Source organism: Nocardia sp. NBC_01327, from assembly GCF_035958815.1.
In the GTDB taxonomy this organism is placed as follows: Bacteria; Actinomycetota; Actinomycetes; order Mycobacteriales; family Mycobacteriaceae; genus Nocardia.
The window spans coordinates 1,906,410-1,920,905 of the sequence record NZ_CP108383.1 but is presented as its reverse complement, the minus strand read 5'-3'; the positions used below and the strand labels follow the sequence as shown (position 1 = coordinate 1,920,905).

General features: G+C 65.0%; 16 protein-coding genes. All 16 read right to left on the bottom strand.

The genetic code is table 11. The features are described 5' to 3' along the window. Positions 1-347 precede the first annotated feature (347 nt). The 16 genes from murA to OG326_RS08230 all read right to left on the bottom strand — a co-directional run bounded on the left by murA (position 348) and on the right by OG326_RS08230 (position 14,162). Positions 348-1,607 (bottom strand): UDP-N-acetylglucosamine 1-carboxyvinyltransferase, encoded by a 1,260-nt coding sequence (gene murA / locus OG326_RS08305; protein ID WP_327144018.1) that lies wholly within the window; start codon positions 1,605-1,607, stop codon positions 348-350. Positions 1,608-1,617: 10 nt separating this feature from the next. Continuing rightward, on the bottom strand, positions 1,618-2,211 hold the full coding sequence (locus tag OG326_RS08300; RefSeq protein ID WP_327144017.1) for a cob(I)yrinic acid a,c-diamide adenosyltransferase: 594 nt from the start codon (positions 2,209-2,211) through the stop codon (positions 1,618-1,620). Positions 2,212-2,264: 53 nt separating this feature from the next. Next, complete coding sequence (locus OG326_RS08295; RefSeq protein ID WP_297618543.1) at positions 2,265-2,696, bottom strand: DUF2550 domain-containing protein; 432 nt, start codon at positions 2,694-2,696, stop codon at positions 2,265-2,267. 135 nt (positions 2,697-2,831) lie between these two features. Next, complete coding sequence (locus OG326_RS08290; protein WP_327144015.1) at positions 2,832-3,524, bottom strand: MspA family porin; 693 nt, start codon at positions 3,522-3,524, stop codon at positions 2,832-2,834. A 44-nt stretch (positions 3,525-3,568) separates the two neighbouring features. Beyond that, the gene (locus tag OG326_RS08285; RefSeq protein ID WP_327144014.1) at positions 3,569-4,174 is read right to left on the bottom strand and encodes an MspA family porin; all 606 of its coding nucleotides are present in this window, start codon (positions 4,172-4,174) and stop codon (positions 3,569-3,571) included. A gap of 269 nt (positions 4,175-4,443) precedes the next feature. Beyond that, positions 4,444-4,821, bottom strand: a complete 378-nt coding sequence (locus OG326_RS08280; RefSeq protein WP_327144013.1) for a F0F1 ATP synthase subunit epsilon — start codon at positions 4,819-4,821, stop codon at positions 4,444-4,446. Between the two features lie 6 nt (positions 4,822-4,827). Then, positions 4,828-6,270: a F0F1 ATP synthase subunit beta gene (gene atpD / locus OG326_RS08275; protein ID WP_327144012.1), complete on the bottom strand. Its 1,443-nt coding sequence runs from the start codon at positions 6,268-6,270 to the stop codon at positions 4,828-4,830. Positions 6,271-6,289: 19 nt separating this feature from the next. Next, positions 6,290-7,258: a F0F1 ATP synthase subunit gamma gene (locus tag OG326_RS08270; RefSeq protein WP_327144011.1), complete on the bottom strand. Its 969-nt coding sequence runs from the start codon at positions 7,256-7,258 to the stop codon at positions 6,290-6,292. 56 nt (positions 7,259-7,314) lie between these two features. Next, on the bottom strand, positions 7,315-8,955 hold the full coding sequence (gene atpA, locus OG326_RS08265; protein ID WP_327144010.1) for a F0F1 ATP synthase subunit alpha: 1,641 nt from the start codon (positions 8,953-8,955) through the stop codon (positions 7,315-7,317). Between the two features lie 51 nt (positions 8,956-9,006). Next, positions 9,007-9,819 carry a F0F1 ATP synthase subunit delta gene (locus tag OG326_RS08260; RefSeq protein WP_327144009.1) on the bottom strand — a complete coding sequence of 271 codons (813 nt, stop codon included), beginning with the start codon at positions 9,817-9,819 and terminating at the stop codon, positions 9,007-9,009. Between the two features lie 19 nt (positions 9,820-9,838). Next, the gene (locus OG326_RS08255; protein WP_327144008.1) at positions 9,839-10,390 is read right to left on the bottom strand and encodes a F0F1 ATP synthase subunit B; all 552 of its coding nucleotides are present in this window, start codon (positions 10,388-10,390) and stop codon (positions 9,839-9,841) included. 26 nt (positions 10,391-10,416) lie between these two features. Next, positions 10,417-10,659 carry an ATP synthase F0 subunit C gene (locus tag OG326_RS08250; RefSeq protein WP_297618568.1) on the bottom strand — a complete coding sequence of 81 codons (243 nt, stop codon included), beginning with the start codon at positions 10,657-10,659 and terminating at the stop codon, positions 10,417-10,419. 73 nt (positions 10,660-10,732) lie between these two features. Next, the gene (gene atpB / locus OG326_RS08245) at positions 10,733-11,581 is read right to left on the bottom strand and encodes a F0F1 ATP synthase subunit A (RefSeq protein WP_297618571.1); all 849 of its coding nucleotides are present in this window, start codon (positions 11,579-11,581) and stop codon (positions 10,733-10,735) included. A 270-nt stretch (positions 11,582-11,851) separates the two neighbouring features. Continuing rightward, positions 11,852-12,280 carry a hypothetical protein gene (locus tag OG326_RS08240; protein WP_327144007.1) on the bottom strand — a complete coding sequence of 143 codons (429 nt, stop codon included), beginning with the start codon at positions 12,278-12,280 and terminating at the stop codon, positions 11,852-11,854. Between the two features lie 11 nt (positions 12,281-12,291). Next, a complete protein-coding gene (locus OG326_RS08235; RefSeq protein ID WP_327144006.1) occupies positions 12,292-13,485 on the bottom strand; it encodes a glycosyltransferase family 4 protein in 1,194 nt (397 codons plus the stop codon). An 11-nt stretch (positions 13,486-13,496) separates the two neighbouring features. Continuing rightward, entirely contained in the window at positions 13,497-14,162 is a 666-nt protein-coding gene (locus tag OG326_RS08230; protein WP_327144005.1) for an L-threonylcarbamoyladenylate synthase, read from the bottom strand. Positions 14,163-14,496 lie beyond the last annotated feature (334 nt).

The following is a 14,496-nucleotide window of genomic DNA, read 5'->3' as shown; positions in this document are numbered from 1 at the left end:
TCATCGACACACTATTGAGTTCTCAAAGAACACACGCACGCAGAATCTCACGGGCTCTTTGTCCCGGTTGATCTCTGCGGCTGCTTTCAAAGCTTAGCTCGCCCAGCACAGCAGAACCAAATCCGCTGATCAGGAGAACCGTGTGAGCATCAGGCGCTCGCCGTCCAACCTCGTGTCCCTGACCTTTCGGTCCGGGTTGGTGTCCGTGTCGCTCTGACTCGAATAAAGTTACGTGTTGGTCATTCGCATGTCAAATCGGCTGTTCAGGAGCGTTTTTCGCGAATGCCGGCTCGAGTTCACCCTGTGTTGGCCGCGGACTCACCCCCGTCAACCATCATCGTGAACCGTCAATCGGAGCCGACGCGCTCGATCTCGGCCCCGAGCGAGCGCAGGTTCTCCACGAATTCCGGGTAGCCCCGGTCGATGTGGAAGACATCGTGCACTTCGGTCACCCCGTCGGCGACCAGACCCGCGAGCACCAAACCCGCGCCGGCGCGAATGTCCGAAGACCAGACCGGCGCGCTCGACAACCGCGGAATGCCGCGCACCACAGCGTGATGCCCATCGGTGCGGGCATCGGAACCCAGCCGGATCATCTCTTCCACGAAGCGGAAGCGCGCTTCGAAAATGTTCTCGGTGATCATCGAGGTGCCGTCCGCGATCGCGGCCAGGCCGATGGCCATGGGCTGCAGGTCGGTCGGGAAACCCGGGAACGGCAGGGTCGAGAAGTTCACCGCACGCGGTCTCTCCGACTGCACGACGCGGAAACCGTCCGGTTCGAACGAGATTCGCGCGCCGGCGGAACGCAGCTTGTCCAGCACCAGTGAGAGGTGCTTGGGGTTGATACCCGTGACCCGCACATCACCCTGGGTCATGGCCGCGGCGATACCCCAGGTCGCGGCGACGATGCGATCGCCGATCACACGGTGTGTGGTGGGCGAGAGCTTGTCCACACCGTCGATGGTCAGGACCGAGGTGCCCGCACCGGAGATGATCGCGCCCATGCGCGCCAGCATGGTGCAGAGATCGACGATCTCCGGTTCCCGCGCGGCATTGTCGATGACCGTCTCACCCTCGGCGAGCACCGCCGCCATCAGGATGTTCTCGGTCGCGCCCACCGACGGGAAATCGAGACGAATCCGCGCGCCCTGCAGCTGATCGGCACGGGCCACCAGGCAGCCGTGCTCGATCTCGCTGGTCGCGCCGAGCAGGCGCAGTCCCTGCTGATGCATATCGAGCGGCCGCGAACCGATGGCATCACCACCGGGCAGCGCCACCACCGCGCGCTTGCAGCGCGCCATCAGCGGACCGAGCACGCAGACCGAGGCGCGGAACTGGGTGACCGCCGGAAAGTCCGCGTGGTACTTGGGTTCTGCCGGCGTCACGATCGTCACCGTCCCGGTGTCCACCGTGACATCGCAGCCGAGACCGCGCAGCACCTCCGCCATCAACGGCACATCCAGGATGTCCGGGCAGTTGGTGATGGTGGTCGTACCCTCGGCCAGCAGCGCGGCGGCCATCAGCTTGAGGACGCTGTTCTTCGCGCCGCCTACCGCGACCTCACCGACGAGCCTGCTGCCCCCGGTCACCAGAAACCGTTCACTCACGGGGGTCAGCCTAGTGGTCCGCACCCTCGCTCGTGGCCTCTCCGCCCGGGCGCCAAAGGATGTCGCCGTCGGGGTTGGCGACCCGGCCGAGGATGAACAGCAGGTCGGAGAGTCGGTTCAGGTATTTCGCCGGCAGCGCGCTGGTGTCCTCGGGATGCGCGTCGACGGCGGCCCACGCCGATCGCTCGGCGCGTCGCGCCACGGTGCGCGCCGTGTGCAACAGCGCGGCGAGCGGTGTGCCGCCGGGCAGAATGAACGAATTCAACGGCGCCAGAGGCTCATTGAACTCATCGCACCATTTCTCGAGGCGATCGATGTACGGCTGCGTGATCCGCAGCGGCGCGTACTTCGGTTCCGCGACAACGGGGGTCGACAGATCCGCGCCCGCGTCGAAGAGGTCGTTCTGGATGGTGCGCAGCACGCGCAGAATGCGATCGCCGGGAGACCCGAGTGCGATCGCGACACCGAGCGCCGCATTGGCCTCGTCACAGTCGGCGTAGGCCATCAGTCGCGGATCGGTCTTCGACACCCGCGAGAAATCGCTGAGTCCCGTGGTTCCGTCATCGCCGGTCCGCGTGTAAATCCTCGTCAGGTGAACGCTCACGGGGTCCACACTATCCGCGGGTCACCGGAGTCGATCGGCAACGCTCGTCTTACTCACCGCCGGCGGCGGATGCGCTCCGACGGGCGCGATTCCACCCAGGAGAGGAAGGCGGCCAGGGCGCCGCGGTCGAGCGCCAGCTCATAGCTGCCCTCGCCGTCGGAGACATTGATGATGGCCTCGTCGTTCATGATGTCGAACTCATCGCCCTCGGGGGCGCGGCGACCGCTGGCCACCTCGATGCCCAGGCGGCTGATCGTGCAGTCCGGACCCAGCTTGAGGCTGGAGAGTTTGTAGAAGACGAGGTTGTCCTCGCCGTAGCGGATCAGGCCGTGCCGCCAGCCCGCGCCGTGCCCGCGGACCGGCAGGGTGCGCAGGAGTGCGGCGGTACCACCGCGACGCAGCATGACAAGGCGATATGTCGAGGCCAGAGCCAAACCGACAAGCAACAGCACCAGAATGATCAGCACCACCATTCCGGTTCGCAATGCTGCTCCATCCCTTCACATCAGCCTCGGGTGTCTTTCACGAATCGGCCAGCGGCCGGACCCCGTGTTCGGTCGATACTAGCGACCGCGAGAACGCGGAGTCCGGCCATCCACCTAATGTGACGTATGCCCTGTTCAGCCCATGGTGAAGGGCTCACCCCAGAGGGCCATGTTCCCCATGAAGGTTGTGGTGTCGATTTCGGCGAGGACGAAGGATCGTGCCTGTGCGTAACCGCCGCAACCGTTGATCGCGAAGGTCTCGTCGATCCAGGTGACGCTGGCATGCGGGCCGAGCGTCTTGTTGTAGCGCTTATGCGATTCCTGGCCGTAGTCGTCCGGCTTCTCCAGGTCCAGCATGAACTGCCCGACCGCCTGCCCGGGCGCCAGCGTGATGCCGCCGCCCAGCCCCTCCGAGGGCGCCTGCGGGGCGATACCCGAATTGCCCACCGTCGCCGATTCACTCGCGTTCCCGCTCTCGGCGAACGAGGAGATGTCCACCTGGCAACCCACCACATAGCCGGGCGAAATCTTGATCGTCGCGGTCGCGGCGCTCGGGCCGTCGAGGTCCACGCTCCCGCGCCCGGTCACCCACACATTGCGATGCAGCGGTGTGTCCCCCATCGACGGGTTGATCTTCGCAGATTCCCCGTCGATGCGGAGCGTGACGACGGTACCGTCCGGCAGTGTCCGCGAGATCACGCCGCCGGGCAGCGGAATGAACGTGTCCGCCGCGGCCGTTGCCGGTGCGTGGATGCCGGAAATCGCCAGCGAAACCAGCGCTGCCCCGAAAAGCCTTCCGCCCCACAGATTCCCATTCGTGCCGAACATGCGATCCCTTCGCGTCGGAGTCCTGAAAAAGCCCTGTCGAGACGTCAGCCGAGACTGAACGGCTGGCCGTAGAGCGTCACCTTGGCGTAGTCCGCACCGATGATCTCGACCACCGAGAACTGGCGCGCCTGCGCATATCCGCCGCAGCCCTGGATATCCATCGGAATGTCCTGGTACTGCATCTGATAGGTGTCGCTCTTGATCAATTCGAGGTAGTTGATCAGCACCCACTTCACCTGACCGGGTGACAGCGGAAAGCTGAATCCGCCGGACAAACTCGGTGTCGCGCTGATCGTGAAGGACGAGTTGGCGCTCAGCGCGCCGAGCGACACCTGACATCCCACGACGTACCCCACCGTGAGGTTGGACGTGTTGTGCGTGCTCGAGTCGTTCGTACCGGGAAAATTCTGAGGGCCGTTGTTCGGGCCGACGACTCCGTCCGGCGTCACCACTTCGGCGGTCACGGTGCCGCTGAGCCAGGCCGAGCGGCCGGCTCCGTTCGAGGCCAGCGACGGCGAAATGATCGCTCGCTCACCGACACTCGTGATTTTCACACCCGGTCCCTCGATATGACCGTCCGGCAGCGGAACGATGGTGTCGGCCATCGCCGCCCCCGGTGAAAAGAATCCGATGCCCACCACGACTGCCACCGCGGCGACCATCCATCTGCTTATCCGAAGCCCGTTCATTCACCCCTCGCTCATCGTGGCGAGGCCACACCCGCTTCTACCCGGGCGAGACCGCGCTGCGCCAACTCATTGAGGTAAAGCTGAAAGTGCTGAAATAGCCGAAACATCGCGGAATGGTTCAGATCACAATCCGCAGCCGCTGTGAGTGTAAACCCGGTGTGAGTATAAACGAAAAGAACGGCGGCCCTGGGATATTTCCCAGAGCCGCCGCTCATTTGCCGAATGAAAACTCAGGCCTCGGCGGCCTTTTGCAGTGCACGAACCTGACCCTCGGCGATGGCCCGCGCGGCCGGGTCCGCATCGGCGTCGGCGAGCACGGCCTTGGCGGCCGCCTCGTCGATATCGCCTGCGAACTCGGCGGATTCGGCGAGCACGCGCACCGAAGTGGCGGTGACCGAGAAGAATCCGCCGTGCACGGCCGCGACGATGCGCTCGTCGTTGTCGGACACGATGGTCACCGTGCCGCCCTCGACCAGCTGGCCGAGCAGCGGTTCGTGGCCGGCCAGGATGCCGATCTCACCCTCCGTGGTCTGCGCGGAGACGAAACTCGCCCGCCCCGACCACAGCGATCGCTCGACAGCGACCAGATCAACTGACATATCTGCCATGGGTGACTACTTCCCGGCGATCTTCTTCGCAGCGGCCTCGACGTCATCCAGGCCACCGCAAGAGTTGAACGCCTGCTCGGGCAGGTGATCGAACTCGCCCTTGCAGACGCGGTCGAAGTCGTCGATGGTCTGCTCCAGCGGAACGACCGAACCTTCCTGGCCGGTGAACTTCTCGGCGACGATGAAGTTCTGACCCAGGAACTTCTCCAGACGACGGGCACGGCCCACGAGGACCTTGTCGCCTTCGGAGAGCTCGTCCATACCGAGGATGGCGATGATGTCCTGCAGTTCCTTGTACTTCTGCAGGATCCGCTTGACCTCGTTGGCCACGAAGAAGTGCCGATCGCCGACGATCGACGCCTCGAGAATACGAGAGGTCGAGGTCAGCGGGTCGACGGCCGGGTAGATGCCCTTCTGCGAGATCGGGCGCGAAAGCTCGGTCGTCGCATCCAGGTGGGCGAAGGTGGTCGCCGGCGCCGGGTCGGTGTAGTCGTCGGCGGGGACGTAGATCGCCTGCATCGAGGTGATCGAACGGCCACGGGTCGAGGTGATCCGCTCCTGGAGCTGACCCATCTCGTCCGCCAGGGTCGGCTGGTAACCGACGGCAGAAGGCATGCGGCCCAACAGGGTCGAGACCTCGGAGCCGGCCTGGGTGAACCGGAAGATGTTGTCGATGAAGAGCAACACGTCCTGGTTCTGCACATCGCGGAAGTACTCCGCCATGGTCAGGGCCGACAGGGCGACGCGCATACGCGTGCCCGGCGGCTCGTCCATCTGGCCGAAGACGAGGGCGGTGTCCTGAAGGACGCCCATCTCTTCCATTTCCAGGTGGAGGTCGGTGCCCTCACGAGTACGCTCGCCGACGCCCGCGAACACCGAGGTGCCGGAGAACTCGCGAGCGATACGGGTGATCATCTCCTGGATCAGCACGGTCTTGCCGACGCCGGCGCCACCGAACAGGCCGATCTTTCCACCCTTGACGTACGGGGTGAGCAGGTCGATGACCTTGACGCCCGTTTCCAGGATCTCGGTCTTACCCTCGAGCTGGTCGAAGGCGGGCGGCTGGCGGTGGATGCCCCACTGCTCGCCGTCGCGGCCGAGGCCCGGGGTGTCCAGGCAATCGCCGAGGGCGTTGAACACGTGGCCCTTGACGACGTCACCGACGGGAACCGAGATCGGCTTGCCCGTATCGGTGACGGTGACGCCACGGACCAGGCCGTCGGTCGGCTGCATCGAGATGGTGCGCACGATGCCGTCGCCCAGGTGCTGCGCGACCTCGAGGGTCAGGGTCTTCGCGACGGACGGGAGGGTGATCTCCACGTTCAGCGCGTTGTAAAGCTCGGGGATGGACCCGCGCGGGAACTCGACGTCCACGACGGGGCCGATCACGCGGGAGACGCGGCCAGTGCCGGCGCCGACCCGTGTTTCATTGGTGACAGCTGCGGTCATTGCTTCTCTTCCTACGGCTCTAGTCGCGGTCCGAGTTCGCCGCGAGCGCGTTTGCGCCGCCGACGATTTCCGTGATTTCCTGCGTGATTCCGGCCTGGCGCAACGAGTTCGCGGTACGGGTCAGTGAATTCACCAGATCCGTAGCGTTATCGGTGGCCGCCTTCATCGCGGTGCGGCGCGCAGCCGACTCCGATGCCGCTGCATCGAGCAGCGACGAATAAATCCGGGTGTTGATGTACTTCGGCAGCAGCGCGCCCAGCAGGACATCTGCATCCGGCTCGAACTCGTACTGTGCGACCGGATCCGAATTTCCATCCGTGAAGCTGTCTTCGCCCAGCTCGTAGTTCTCGTCCACGAAGCTCACCTGGATGGGCGCCAACCGGCGCACCTCCGGGACCTGCGACAGCATCGACACGAAACGCGTGTAGACGATGTGCAGTTCGTCGACTCCGGCCATGGTGCCTGCGCCATTCGGGGCCGGCACCTCGCCGTCGGCGCCCGCCATGAACGCCTCGACCAGGTGGTTGCACGCGGAGGACGCGTCCACGTAATTGGGCGACTGGGAGAACCCGGTCCACGAACCGTTCACCTCGCGGCGACGGAAGGTGTAGAAGGTCAGCCCCTTCGCGCCCATCACGTACAGGACGGGCTCTTTGCCCTCGGAGCGCAGCAGGGTCAGCAACTCTTCGGTGCGCTTGAGCACATTGGAGTTGTAACCACCGCACATACCGCGGTCACTGGTGATCACCAGGACTGCGGCACGACGCGCGTTCGGCCGCTCGGTGAGCAGCGGATGCGTGAGATTGCCACTGGCGCTTGCCAATTCGGCGAGCACCTTGGTGATCTCCTCCGCGTACGGCTTGGCAGCCGCGACCCGGGCCTGCGCCTTGCTGATTCGCGAGGTCGCGATCAGTTCCTGCGCCTTGGTGATCTTTTTGATCGAACTCACACTTCGAATGCGGGAGCGCAATTCGCGCACGCTTGGCATTAGCGGTTCACACTCCCTTCATTCGTCAAGTCAGACAGTCGCATTGGCTCGCCCGATTACTTCTCGACGTGCTTACGAGTGACGGACAGCGACTCGACCTCTTCGTGATCGAGCTTGCCGGCCTCGGCCTCGTTCACGACACGGCTGCCATCGGAAGCGAGGTAGCCCTGCTTGAACTTGTCGGTCGCGGCCTTGATCGCGTCCGCGGCGTCGCCCTCGATCTTCTTCGCGCCGCCCTGGAGGGCGTCGAAGGAAGACTGCACGGAGCCGTGCAGGTACTCGAGCAGCTCGCCGTTGAAGCGGCGGATATCGCCCACCGGCACCGAGTCGTAGTAGCCGGCGTCGACCAGGAACAGCGAAACGATCTGGTCCTCGACGGCGACCGGGGCGTACTGGTCCTGCTTGAGCAGCTCGACCCAGCGGCCACCGCGCTCCAGCTGCGCCAGCGAGGCCGCATCCAGATCGGAGGCGAAGGCGGAGAACGCCTCCAGCTCGCGGTAGGAGGCCAGCTCCAGACGCAGCGAACCGGCGACCTGCTTCATGGCCTTGGTCTGCGCGGCGCCACCGACACGGGAGACGGAGATACCGACGTTGATAGCCGGTCGCACACCCTTGTTGAACAGGTCCGACTCGAGGAAAACCTGACCATCGGTGATGGAGATGACGTTGGTCGGGATGAACGCCGACACGTCGTTGGCCTTGGTCTCGATGATCGGGAGCGCGGTCATGGAACCGGCGCCCAGCTCGTCGGACAGCTTGGCGCAACGCTCCAGCAGACGCGAGTGCAGGTAGAAGACGTCACCCGGGTACGCCTCGCGGCCCGGCGGGCGGCGCAGCAGCAGCGAGATCGCGCGGTAGGCCTCGGCCTGCTTCGACAGGTCGTCGAATACGATCAGAACGTGCTTGCCCTGGTACATCCAGTGCTGGCCGAGGGCCGAACCGGTGTACGGCGCAAGCCATTTGAAGCCGGCGGAGTCCGACGCGGGGGCCGCGACGATGGTGGTGTACTCCATCGCGCCGTGCGCCTCGAGGGCAGCCTTGACGCCCGCGATGGTGGAACCCTTCTGACCGATCGCGACGTAGATGCAACGCACCTGCTTGGTCGGATCGCCGGTGGCCCAGTTGGCCTTCTGGTTGATGATGGCGTCGATGCAGACCGCGGTCTTACCGGTCTTGCGGTCGCCGATCACGAGCTGACGCTGGCCGCGGCCGATGGCGGTCAGCGCGTCGATCGCGGTGATGCCGGTGGCCAGCGGCTCGCCGACGGGCTGGCGCTCCAGCACGGTGGCGGCCTGCAGCTCGAGCACGCGACGCTCTTCGGCTTCGATATCGCCGAGGCCGTCGATGGGGGCGCCCAGCGGGTTGATGACGCGACCGAGGAACTTGTCGCCCACGGGGACCGAGAGCACGTCGCCGGTACGGCGGACCTGCTGGCCTTCCTCGATGGTGTCGAACTCACCCAGGATGACGGCACCGATCGCGGTGTCCTCCAGGTTCAACGCGACGCCCAGCTTGCCGCCGGGGAATTCCAGCAGCTCATTGGACATCGCGGACGGGAGGCCGCTGATGTGGGCGATACCGTCGCCGGTGTCGGTGACCACACCCACTTCCTCGATGGAGGTCTCCGGGGTGTAGCTCTGGGTGTAGCTCTCGATCGCGCTACGGATCTCATCGGGGGAGATCGTCAGCTCCGCCATGTTCTTCCTGCTCTCGCTGTGGTCTCGAATGTCGGTGTGTTGATGGCGCTGTCAGGCCAGGGACTGGCGCAGGCGCTGCAGTCGGCCGACGGCGCTGCCGTCGATCACGTCGTCGCCCACGCGCACGACGACACCGGCCAGCAGGCTCGGGTCTTCCTGCACGTGCACCGTGACGGGCTTGTCGTAGATTCGCTGCAGCGAAGCAGCGAGCTGCTCACGCTGCTGCGTCGTCAGGGCCGACGCGGAGCGAACATGCGCCACGATCTCGTCCCGGAGCGATGCGGCCAGGTCGGACAGATGGTCGAAAGCCTCGCCGATATCGCCCTTCTTGCTGCGAGCGACGGCCTGCTGGACCAGCTCCAGGGTGATGTCCTCGACCTTGCCCGTGAGCAGTCGCTGCACCAGTTCACGCTTGGCCGCGACCGGCTTTCCGTGATCGGTGAGTGCCTGCTCGAGATCGGGGTTGTCGTCGACGATCCGGCCCAGCCGGAACAGCTCGTCCTCGACGGCGCCGAGGCGGCCGCGATCCTCCGCGGCGCGCAGCAGCGCTTCGCGGCCGAGCAGCACCAGGCTGTTGACCAGATCGCGGGCACGGGACCAGTCCTGGGCCACCGCGGTGATCAGCACCGCCTGCGTGGCCGCACTGATCTTGCCGCTGAAGAGGCGTTCGGCTAGCTCGGCACGGGCGGAGCTGGACACCGACTTATCCGCGAGCGCCACACGCAGCGAGCGCTGGTCGTCGAGGACGGCGACAACGGCGAACAGTTCGGAGCCCGTCGTGGCCGCGACTGTGTCGCTTCCGGTCAGAGCGGACCGAAGAGCTTCCCGCGCACGGGAACTCGCCTCGCGGCTCGCTGCGTACATGCTTCCCACTTTCGGTTCGTTACCTTCCGACCCCGATGCCGGCGGTCGAATCCAGTTCCGAGAGGAACCGGTCGATCGACGCCGACTGCTTGGCCTCGTCGGCCACCGACTGACCGATGATCTTCTCGGCCAGATCGACAGCGGTACGGCCGAGCTCGGACCGCAGCTCGGTCACGATCTGCTGGCGCTGTGCCTCCAGCTGATGGTGACCCGCGGCGACAATGCGGTCGGCCTCGGCCTGTGCGTCCGAACGCAGCTGCGCGAGGATGGTCTGGCCCTGCGTGCGGGCCTCCTCACGGATGCGCGCAGCCTCGAGGCGAGCCTCGGCCAGCTGCTCCTGGTACTGCTGCAGGGTGGCCTGGGCCTCGGCCTGCACGGCCTCCGCCTTGGCGATACCGCCCTCGATCTTCTCCGTGCGCTCGTCCAGCACCTTGGTCAGGCGCGGAATCACGTACTTGGCGAAGACGAAAGCGATAACGATGAAGACGACAGCAGACCAGAAAATGTCATACGTCTTCGGGACGAGAGGATTGATATCCTCCTCGGCCGCGAGCAAATACATGCTGTTCATCGTTGATTCCTAGTCTTATGCCGGAATCAGAAAATGAAGCCGGCGACGAGACCGATCAGTGCCAGGGCCTCGGTGAACGCGATACCCAGGAACATGGTGGTCCGGATGGTGCCCTGCAGCTCGGGCTGACGGGCGATGCCCTCGATGGCCTTACCGACCACGATGCCTACACCGATGCCGGGGCCGATCGCGGCCAGGCCGTAGCCGATGGCGCCGTAGCCCTTAACCGTAGGAGCAGCGTCTGCAGCCAGGGTCGCGAAGGTGCTCATGTGTGTCTCATTCCCTTTCTGTCGCCCACCCGCCGGGCGGCGTGTAAGGCAGGTTTTGTGTTGTACCGGTCGGTCAGTGTGAGTCGGCGTGCTGCGCGAGACCGATGTACACAGCGGTCAGCAGCGCGAACACGTACGCCTGCAGGAAGATCACCAGGAGTTCGAAGAGTGTGAAGCCCAGACCCGCGAGCAGCGAGAACGGCGAGAACACCTTCATCCAGGGGACGGCATCGAACAGGAAGAACTGAGTGGCGCTGAAGAACAGCACCAGCATGATGTGGCCGGCCAGCATGTTCGCCATGAGTCGGACGGTCATGGTGAAGGGGCGGAGCACGAAGGTCGAGATGAACTCGATCGGAATCAGCAGCAGGTGCAGTGCCGGAGGCACATTCGGCACCACGATGCTCGAGCGCATGTATTTCAGGAAGCCGTACTTCTTGATACCGACGTAGTTGAACGTCAGGTAGGCGACGACGGCCAGCACCAGCGGCATACCGATGCGCGCGTTCGACGAGATGTTCAACCCCGGAATGATGCTGGAGAAGTTCAGGAACAGCACGGCGAAGAAGATCGAGGAGATGAGCGGCAGGAACTTCTTACCGGTTTCCTTGCCCAGAACCTCGTCACAGATCTGTTCCTTGACGAAGACCAGACCGGTTTCCGCGACATTCTGCAGACCGCGCGGAACCAGCTGCGGCCGCCGGAATGCCGCGAACATCACGATCAAGAGAACGGCCGCCATCACGATGCGAATGAGCATCAAACGGTCGAGCTCGAAAGGCGTCCCCTCGAACAGCACTGCTGGAGGGAAGAAGTCGTTAAGCGACGGCGCGTGGAACTCGCCCGCCAAAATGGTGACGCTCAGCGTTCTCTCCCGTGGTCGGGCCGCAGGGAATTCTTTCCCTGCGGTTCGATCGGACATTGACGATCTGGTGGTCGACTCAGGTCGGCTCGAAGTTCGTCAGCAGCTGAGGGGCTTTCGCCCGGGCGTCTGTACGCGCGTCGGCGACATCGTCGACGGTGCAGAACCAAAACCCTAAGGGTCTGGTACGGCAGTAAGCATAACCTGCTCTCAGGCGGGTCTCAGGTGACCCCCCCTTGTGCTTCGGTCGGCTACAAGTAAAGAGTTTATCAAGTTATCTACGACAACGTGTAGGGGGTGGCCCAAACAGTTCGTGAACGGTGTCGCGAGCTAGAGCTCGCGTTCCACCTCGACGGTCGGAACCCGTTGCCGCAGAAGGCCGTACGTCTCCGCACCCAGCACGATGAGCAGGGCTCCCACCACCGTGAAGAAGAGCGCACCGGAGCTGTAGAAGTCGAATTTCTTCAGCACGGCGATCACCACGACCGCCAGCAGCAGCTTGCCGACCCAGCTGCCGAGCAGGACGATGCCCTGCAGACCGGACTCGAGCCGCGCACTGAAGAGCACCGAGGCGGCGGTGGTCAGAATGAAGCCGCCGCCGAGGGCCGCGCCCAGCAGGGCGCCCCACAGGCCGGGCATACCGGCGATGATCGACGACAGGATGGCCGAAACCACCACCAGCACAGCCAAACCCATCAGGCCGTAGCGCAGAGCCGCCCGCAGCGGGGCGTCATGATCGGGGGTAGAAGGCGTGCTCACGTCTGTGGACTCTACCGGGCCGCGACATCCGGGCCCCGCGGCGGTTTGCGCGCGGCCCGGTCGGTGAGCTCCCGCCAGGACGGCACCGCGGTGACGATCAGGGCGAAAACCAGGCCCGCCGCGAACAACAGCACCACGACGGTGCGATCCATCAGCGAGGTGCCGACGGCGCCGAATGCCAGCACGCTCACCCACAAGTAGATGAGCAGCACGACGCGGCGGTGCGAATGGCCGATCTGCAACAGCCGGTGGTGCAGATGCATTTTATCGGGAGTGGAGAAACTCACACCGGCGCGCACGCGGCGCACGATGGCAAGAACAAGATCAAGTACCGGAATGAACATCACGGCGCCCACCAGCAACAGCGGTGACAACAGACCCACGATGTCGCGCGGGCCGTAACCCTGCAGCGGAATTCGGCCGGAAGCGCCGGTGGAGATGGCCGCCAGCATCAATCCGATCATCATGGAACCGGAGTCGCCCATGAAAATTCGCGCGGGCTGGAAATTGTGCGGAAGAAATCCGAGACAGCCGCCCGCGAGCGCCGCGGCCAGCAGGGCGGGCGGATAGGTGTCGGTCGCGCCGCCCACTTCGTAGAGCAGGCCCGCGGTGAACACGAACACCGCGATCGAGGCGATGAAACCCAGCCCCGCGGCCAAACCGTCCAGGCCGTCCACGAAATTCATCGCATTGATCATGACGACGGTGATGCCCACGGTCACCAGACCGCCCTGCAGCGGATCGAGCACCACCGTCTCATTGGTGAAGGGGTTGTAGATGGCGACCCAGCTCAGGCCCATCACCGCCATCACACCCGCGGCCGTCACCTGGCCGACGAGTTTGGTCAGCCAGTCCAGACCCCAGCGGTCGTCGATAATGCCGACCAGCACGATCAGCGTGCCCGCGGCCAGGACCGCGGGAATGTCCTTGGGGTAGTCGAATCCGCGGCGCAGTGCGGGCAGCTGATGCGCGAACAGGACGGCGATCACCAGACCCAGATAGATGCCCACACCGCCCATGCGCGGAATCGGCTTCACATGCACATCGCGCTCGCGCGGCACCGCCACCGCACCGAAGGCGATGGCCGCCACCCGGATTCCACCGGTGCACAGGTAGGTCACCACCGTCGCGACGAACAGCACCAGCAGCAGCTCCCGCAGCGGGACGACCGCGCCCTGGCTGAATACGCCCTGACTCGACAGCATCTATCGGGCCGTCACCGCGTGCTCTGGGACAGCAGTTCCTCCGGCGACATACCGAGGACCTCCGCGAGCTTGTCCGTGGGCACGGCGCCCTCGCGCAGAATGCGCGGGGCATCGGAAGTCAGATCGACGATGGTGGAGGCGAGACCGTGCTCGGCCGGTCCCCCATCGAGATACACGCCGACCAGATCGCCCAGCTGCGCGCGCGCCTCCGCGGCGGTGGTCGCCGCCGGCTGCCCGGACACATTGGCGCTGGAGACCGCCAGCGGGCCGACCTCGCGCAACAACTCCAGCGCGACCGGGTGCAGCGGCATGCGCAGCATGACCGTCCCGCGCGCATCGCCCAGATCCCAGGCCAGCGAAGGCGCCTGCTGCACAACAAGACTCAGGCCACCGGGCCAGAACGCGCGGATCAGGTCGCGCGCCTGCGGGCGCACCGAGAACACCAATCCGTCGATGGTGGTCCACGAACCCACCAGCACCGGAACCGGCATATCCCGCCCGCGCCGCTTGGCGGCCAGCAGCGCGCTCACAGCCTGGCTGTCGAACGCGTCAGCGGCCAGGCCGTACACGGTATCGGTCGGAATCACAGCCAGCCGCCCCGATTTCAGCGCACTCCGCGCCGCGATCACTCCGGCGGCTCGAGAATCGGAATCGGCACAGTCATAGACGGTACTCACGCGCAACATCTTGGCACGGAACCTCCGGCCGTCCACCGCCGCGGCGGCCTAAACCAGAGGAACAAGCACAAAATGACAGTGACGCCTGGATAAAAGCCAGGAGCGAGACACCGAAGAGCTTCACCCGCAGGGCTTACCTCCCCCGCCGACGCGCAGCGCAGATCGGCTGTCACGCAGCGATCGGTGCGCTGGGCACGAATTCGCCGTCAATTCCATGCGCATCTCGCACAAGGATGCGCGGGGGTTTTGCGACCTGCGCGCGGGACGGGATGTCGACGTGCGCGAATCGGTTCGGCGCGCGCGATTTCGTCTTCGAGTAGGTGCGCAGAATTGT

What these genes read in the sequence shown, in the direction of transcription:
- OG326_RS08255 (WP_327144008.1), bottom strand. Translation starts at nt 10,390, where the DNA reads ATGAACAGCATGTATTTGCTCGCGGCCGAGGAGGATATCAATCCTCTC.
- atpD (WP_327144012.1), bottom strand. Translation starts at nt 6,270, where the DNA reads ATGACCGCAGCTGTCACCAATGAAACACGGGTCGGCGCCGGCACTGGC.
- OG326_RS08260 (WP_327144009.1), bottom strand. Translation starts at nt 9,819, where the DNA reads ATGTACGCAGCGAGCCGCGAGGCGAGTTCCCGTGCGCGGGAAGCTCTT.
- atpA (WP_327144010.1), bottom strand. Translation starts at nt 8,955, where the DNA reads ATGGCGGAGCTGACGATCTCCCCCGATGAGATCCGTAGCGCGATCGAG.
- atpB (WP_297618571.1), bottom strand. Translation starts at nt 11,581, where the DNA reads ATGTCCGATCGAACCGCAGGGAAAGAATTCCCTGCGGCCCGACCACGG.
- OG326_RS08235 (WP_327144006.1), bottom strand. Translation starts at nt 13,485, where the DNA reads ATGCTGTCGAGTCAGGGCGTATTCAGCCAGGGCGCGGTCGTCCCGCTG.
- OG326_RS08250 (WP_297618568.1), bottom strand. Translation starts at nt 10,659, where the DNA reads ATGAGCACCTTCGCGACCCTGGCTGCAGACGCTGCTCCTACGGTTAAG.
- OG326_RS08270 (WP_327144011.1), bottom strand. Translation starts at nt 7,258, where the DNA reads ATGCCAAGCGTGCGCGAATTGCGCTCCCGCATTCGAAGTGTGAGTTCG.
- OG326_RS08290 (WP_327144015.1), bottom strand. Translation starts at nt 3,524, where the DNA reads ATGTTCGGCACGAATGGGAATCTGTGGGGCGGAAGGCTTTTCGGGGCA.
- OG326_RS08280 (WP_327144013.1), bottom strand. Translation starts at nt 4,821, where the DNA reads ATGGCAGATATGTCAGTTGATCTGGTCGCTGTCGAGCGATCGCTGTGG.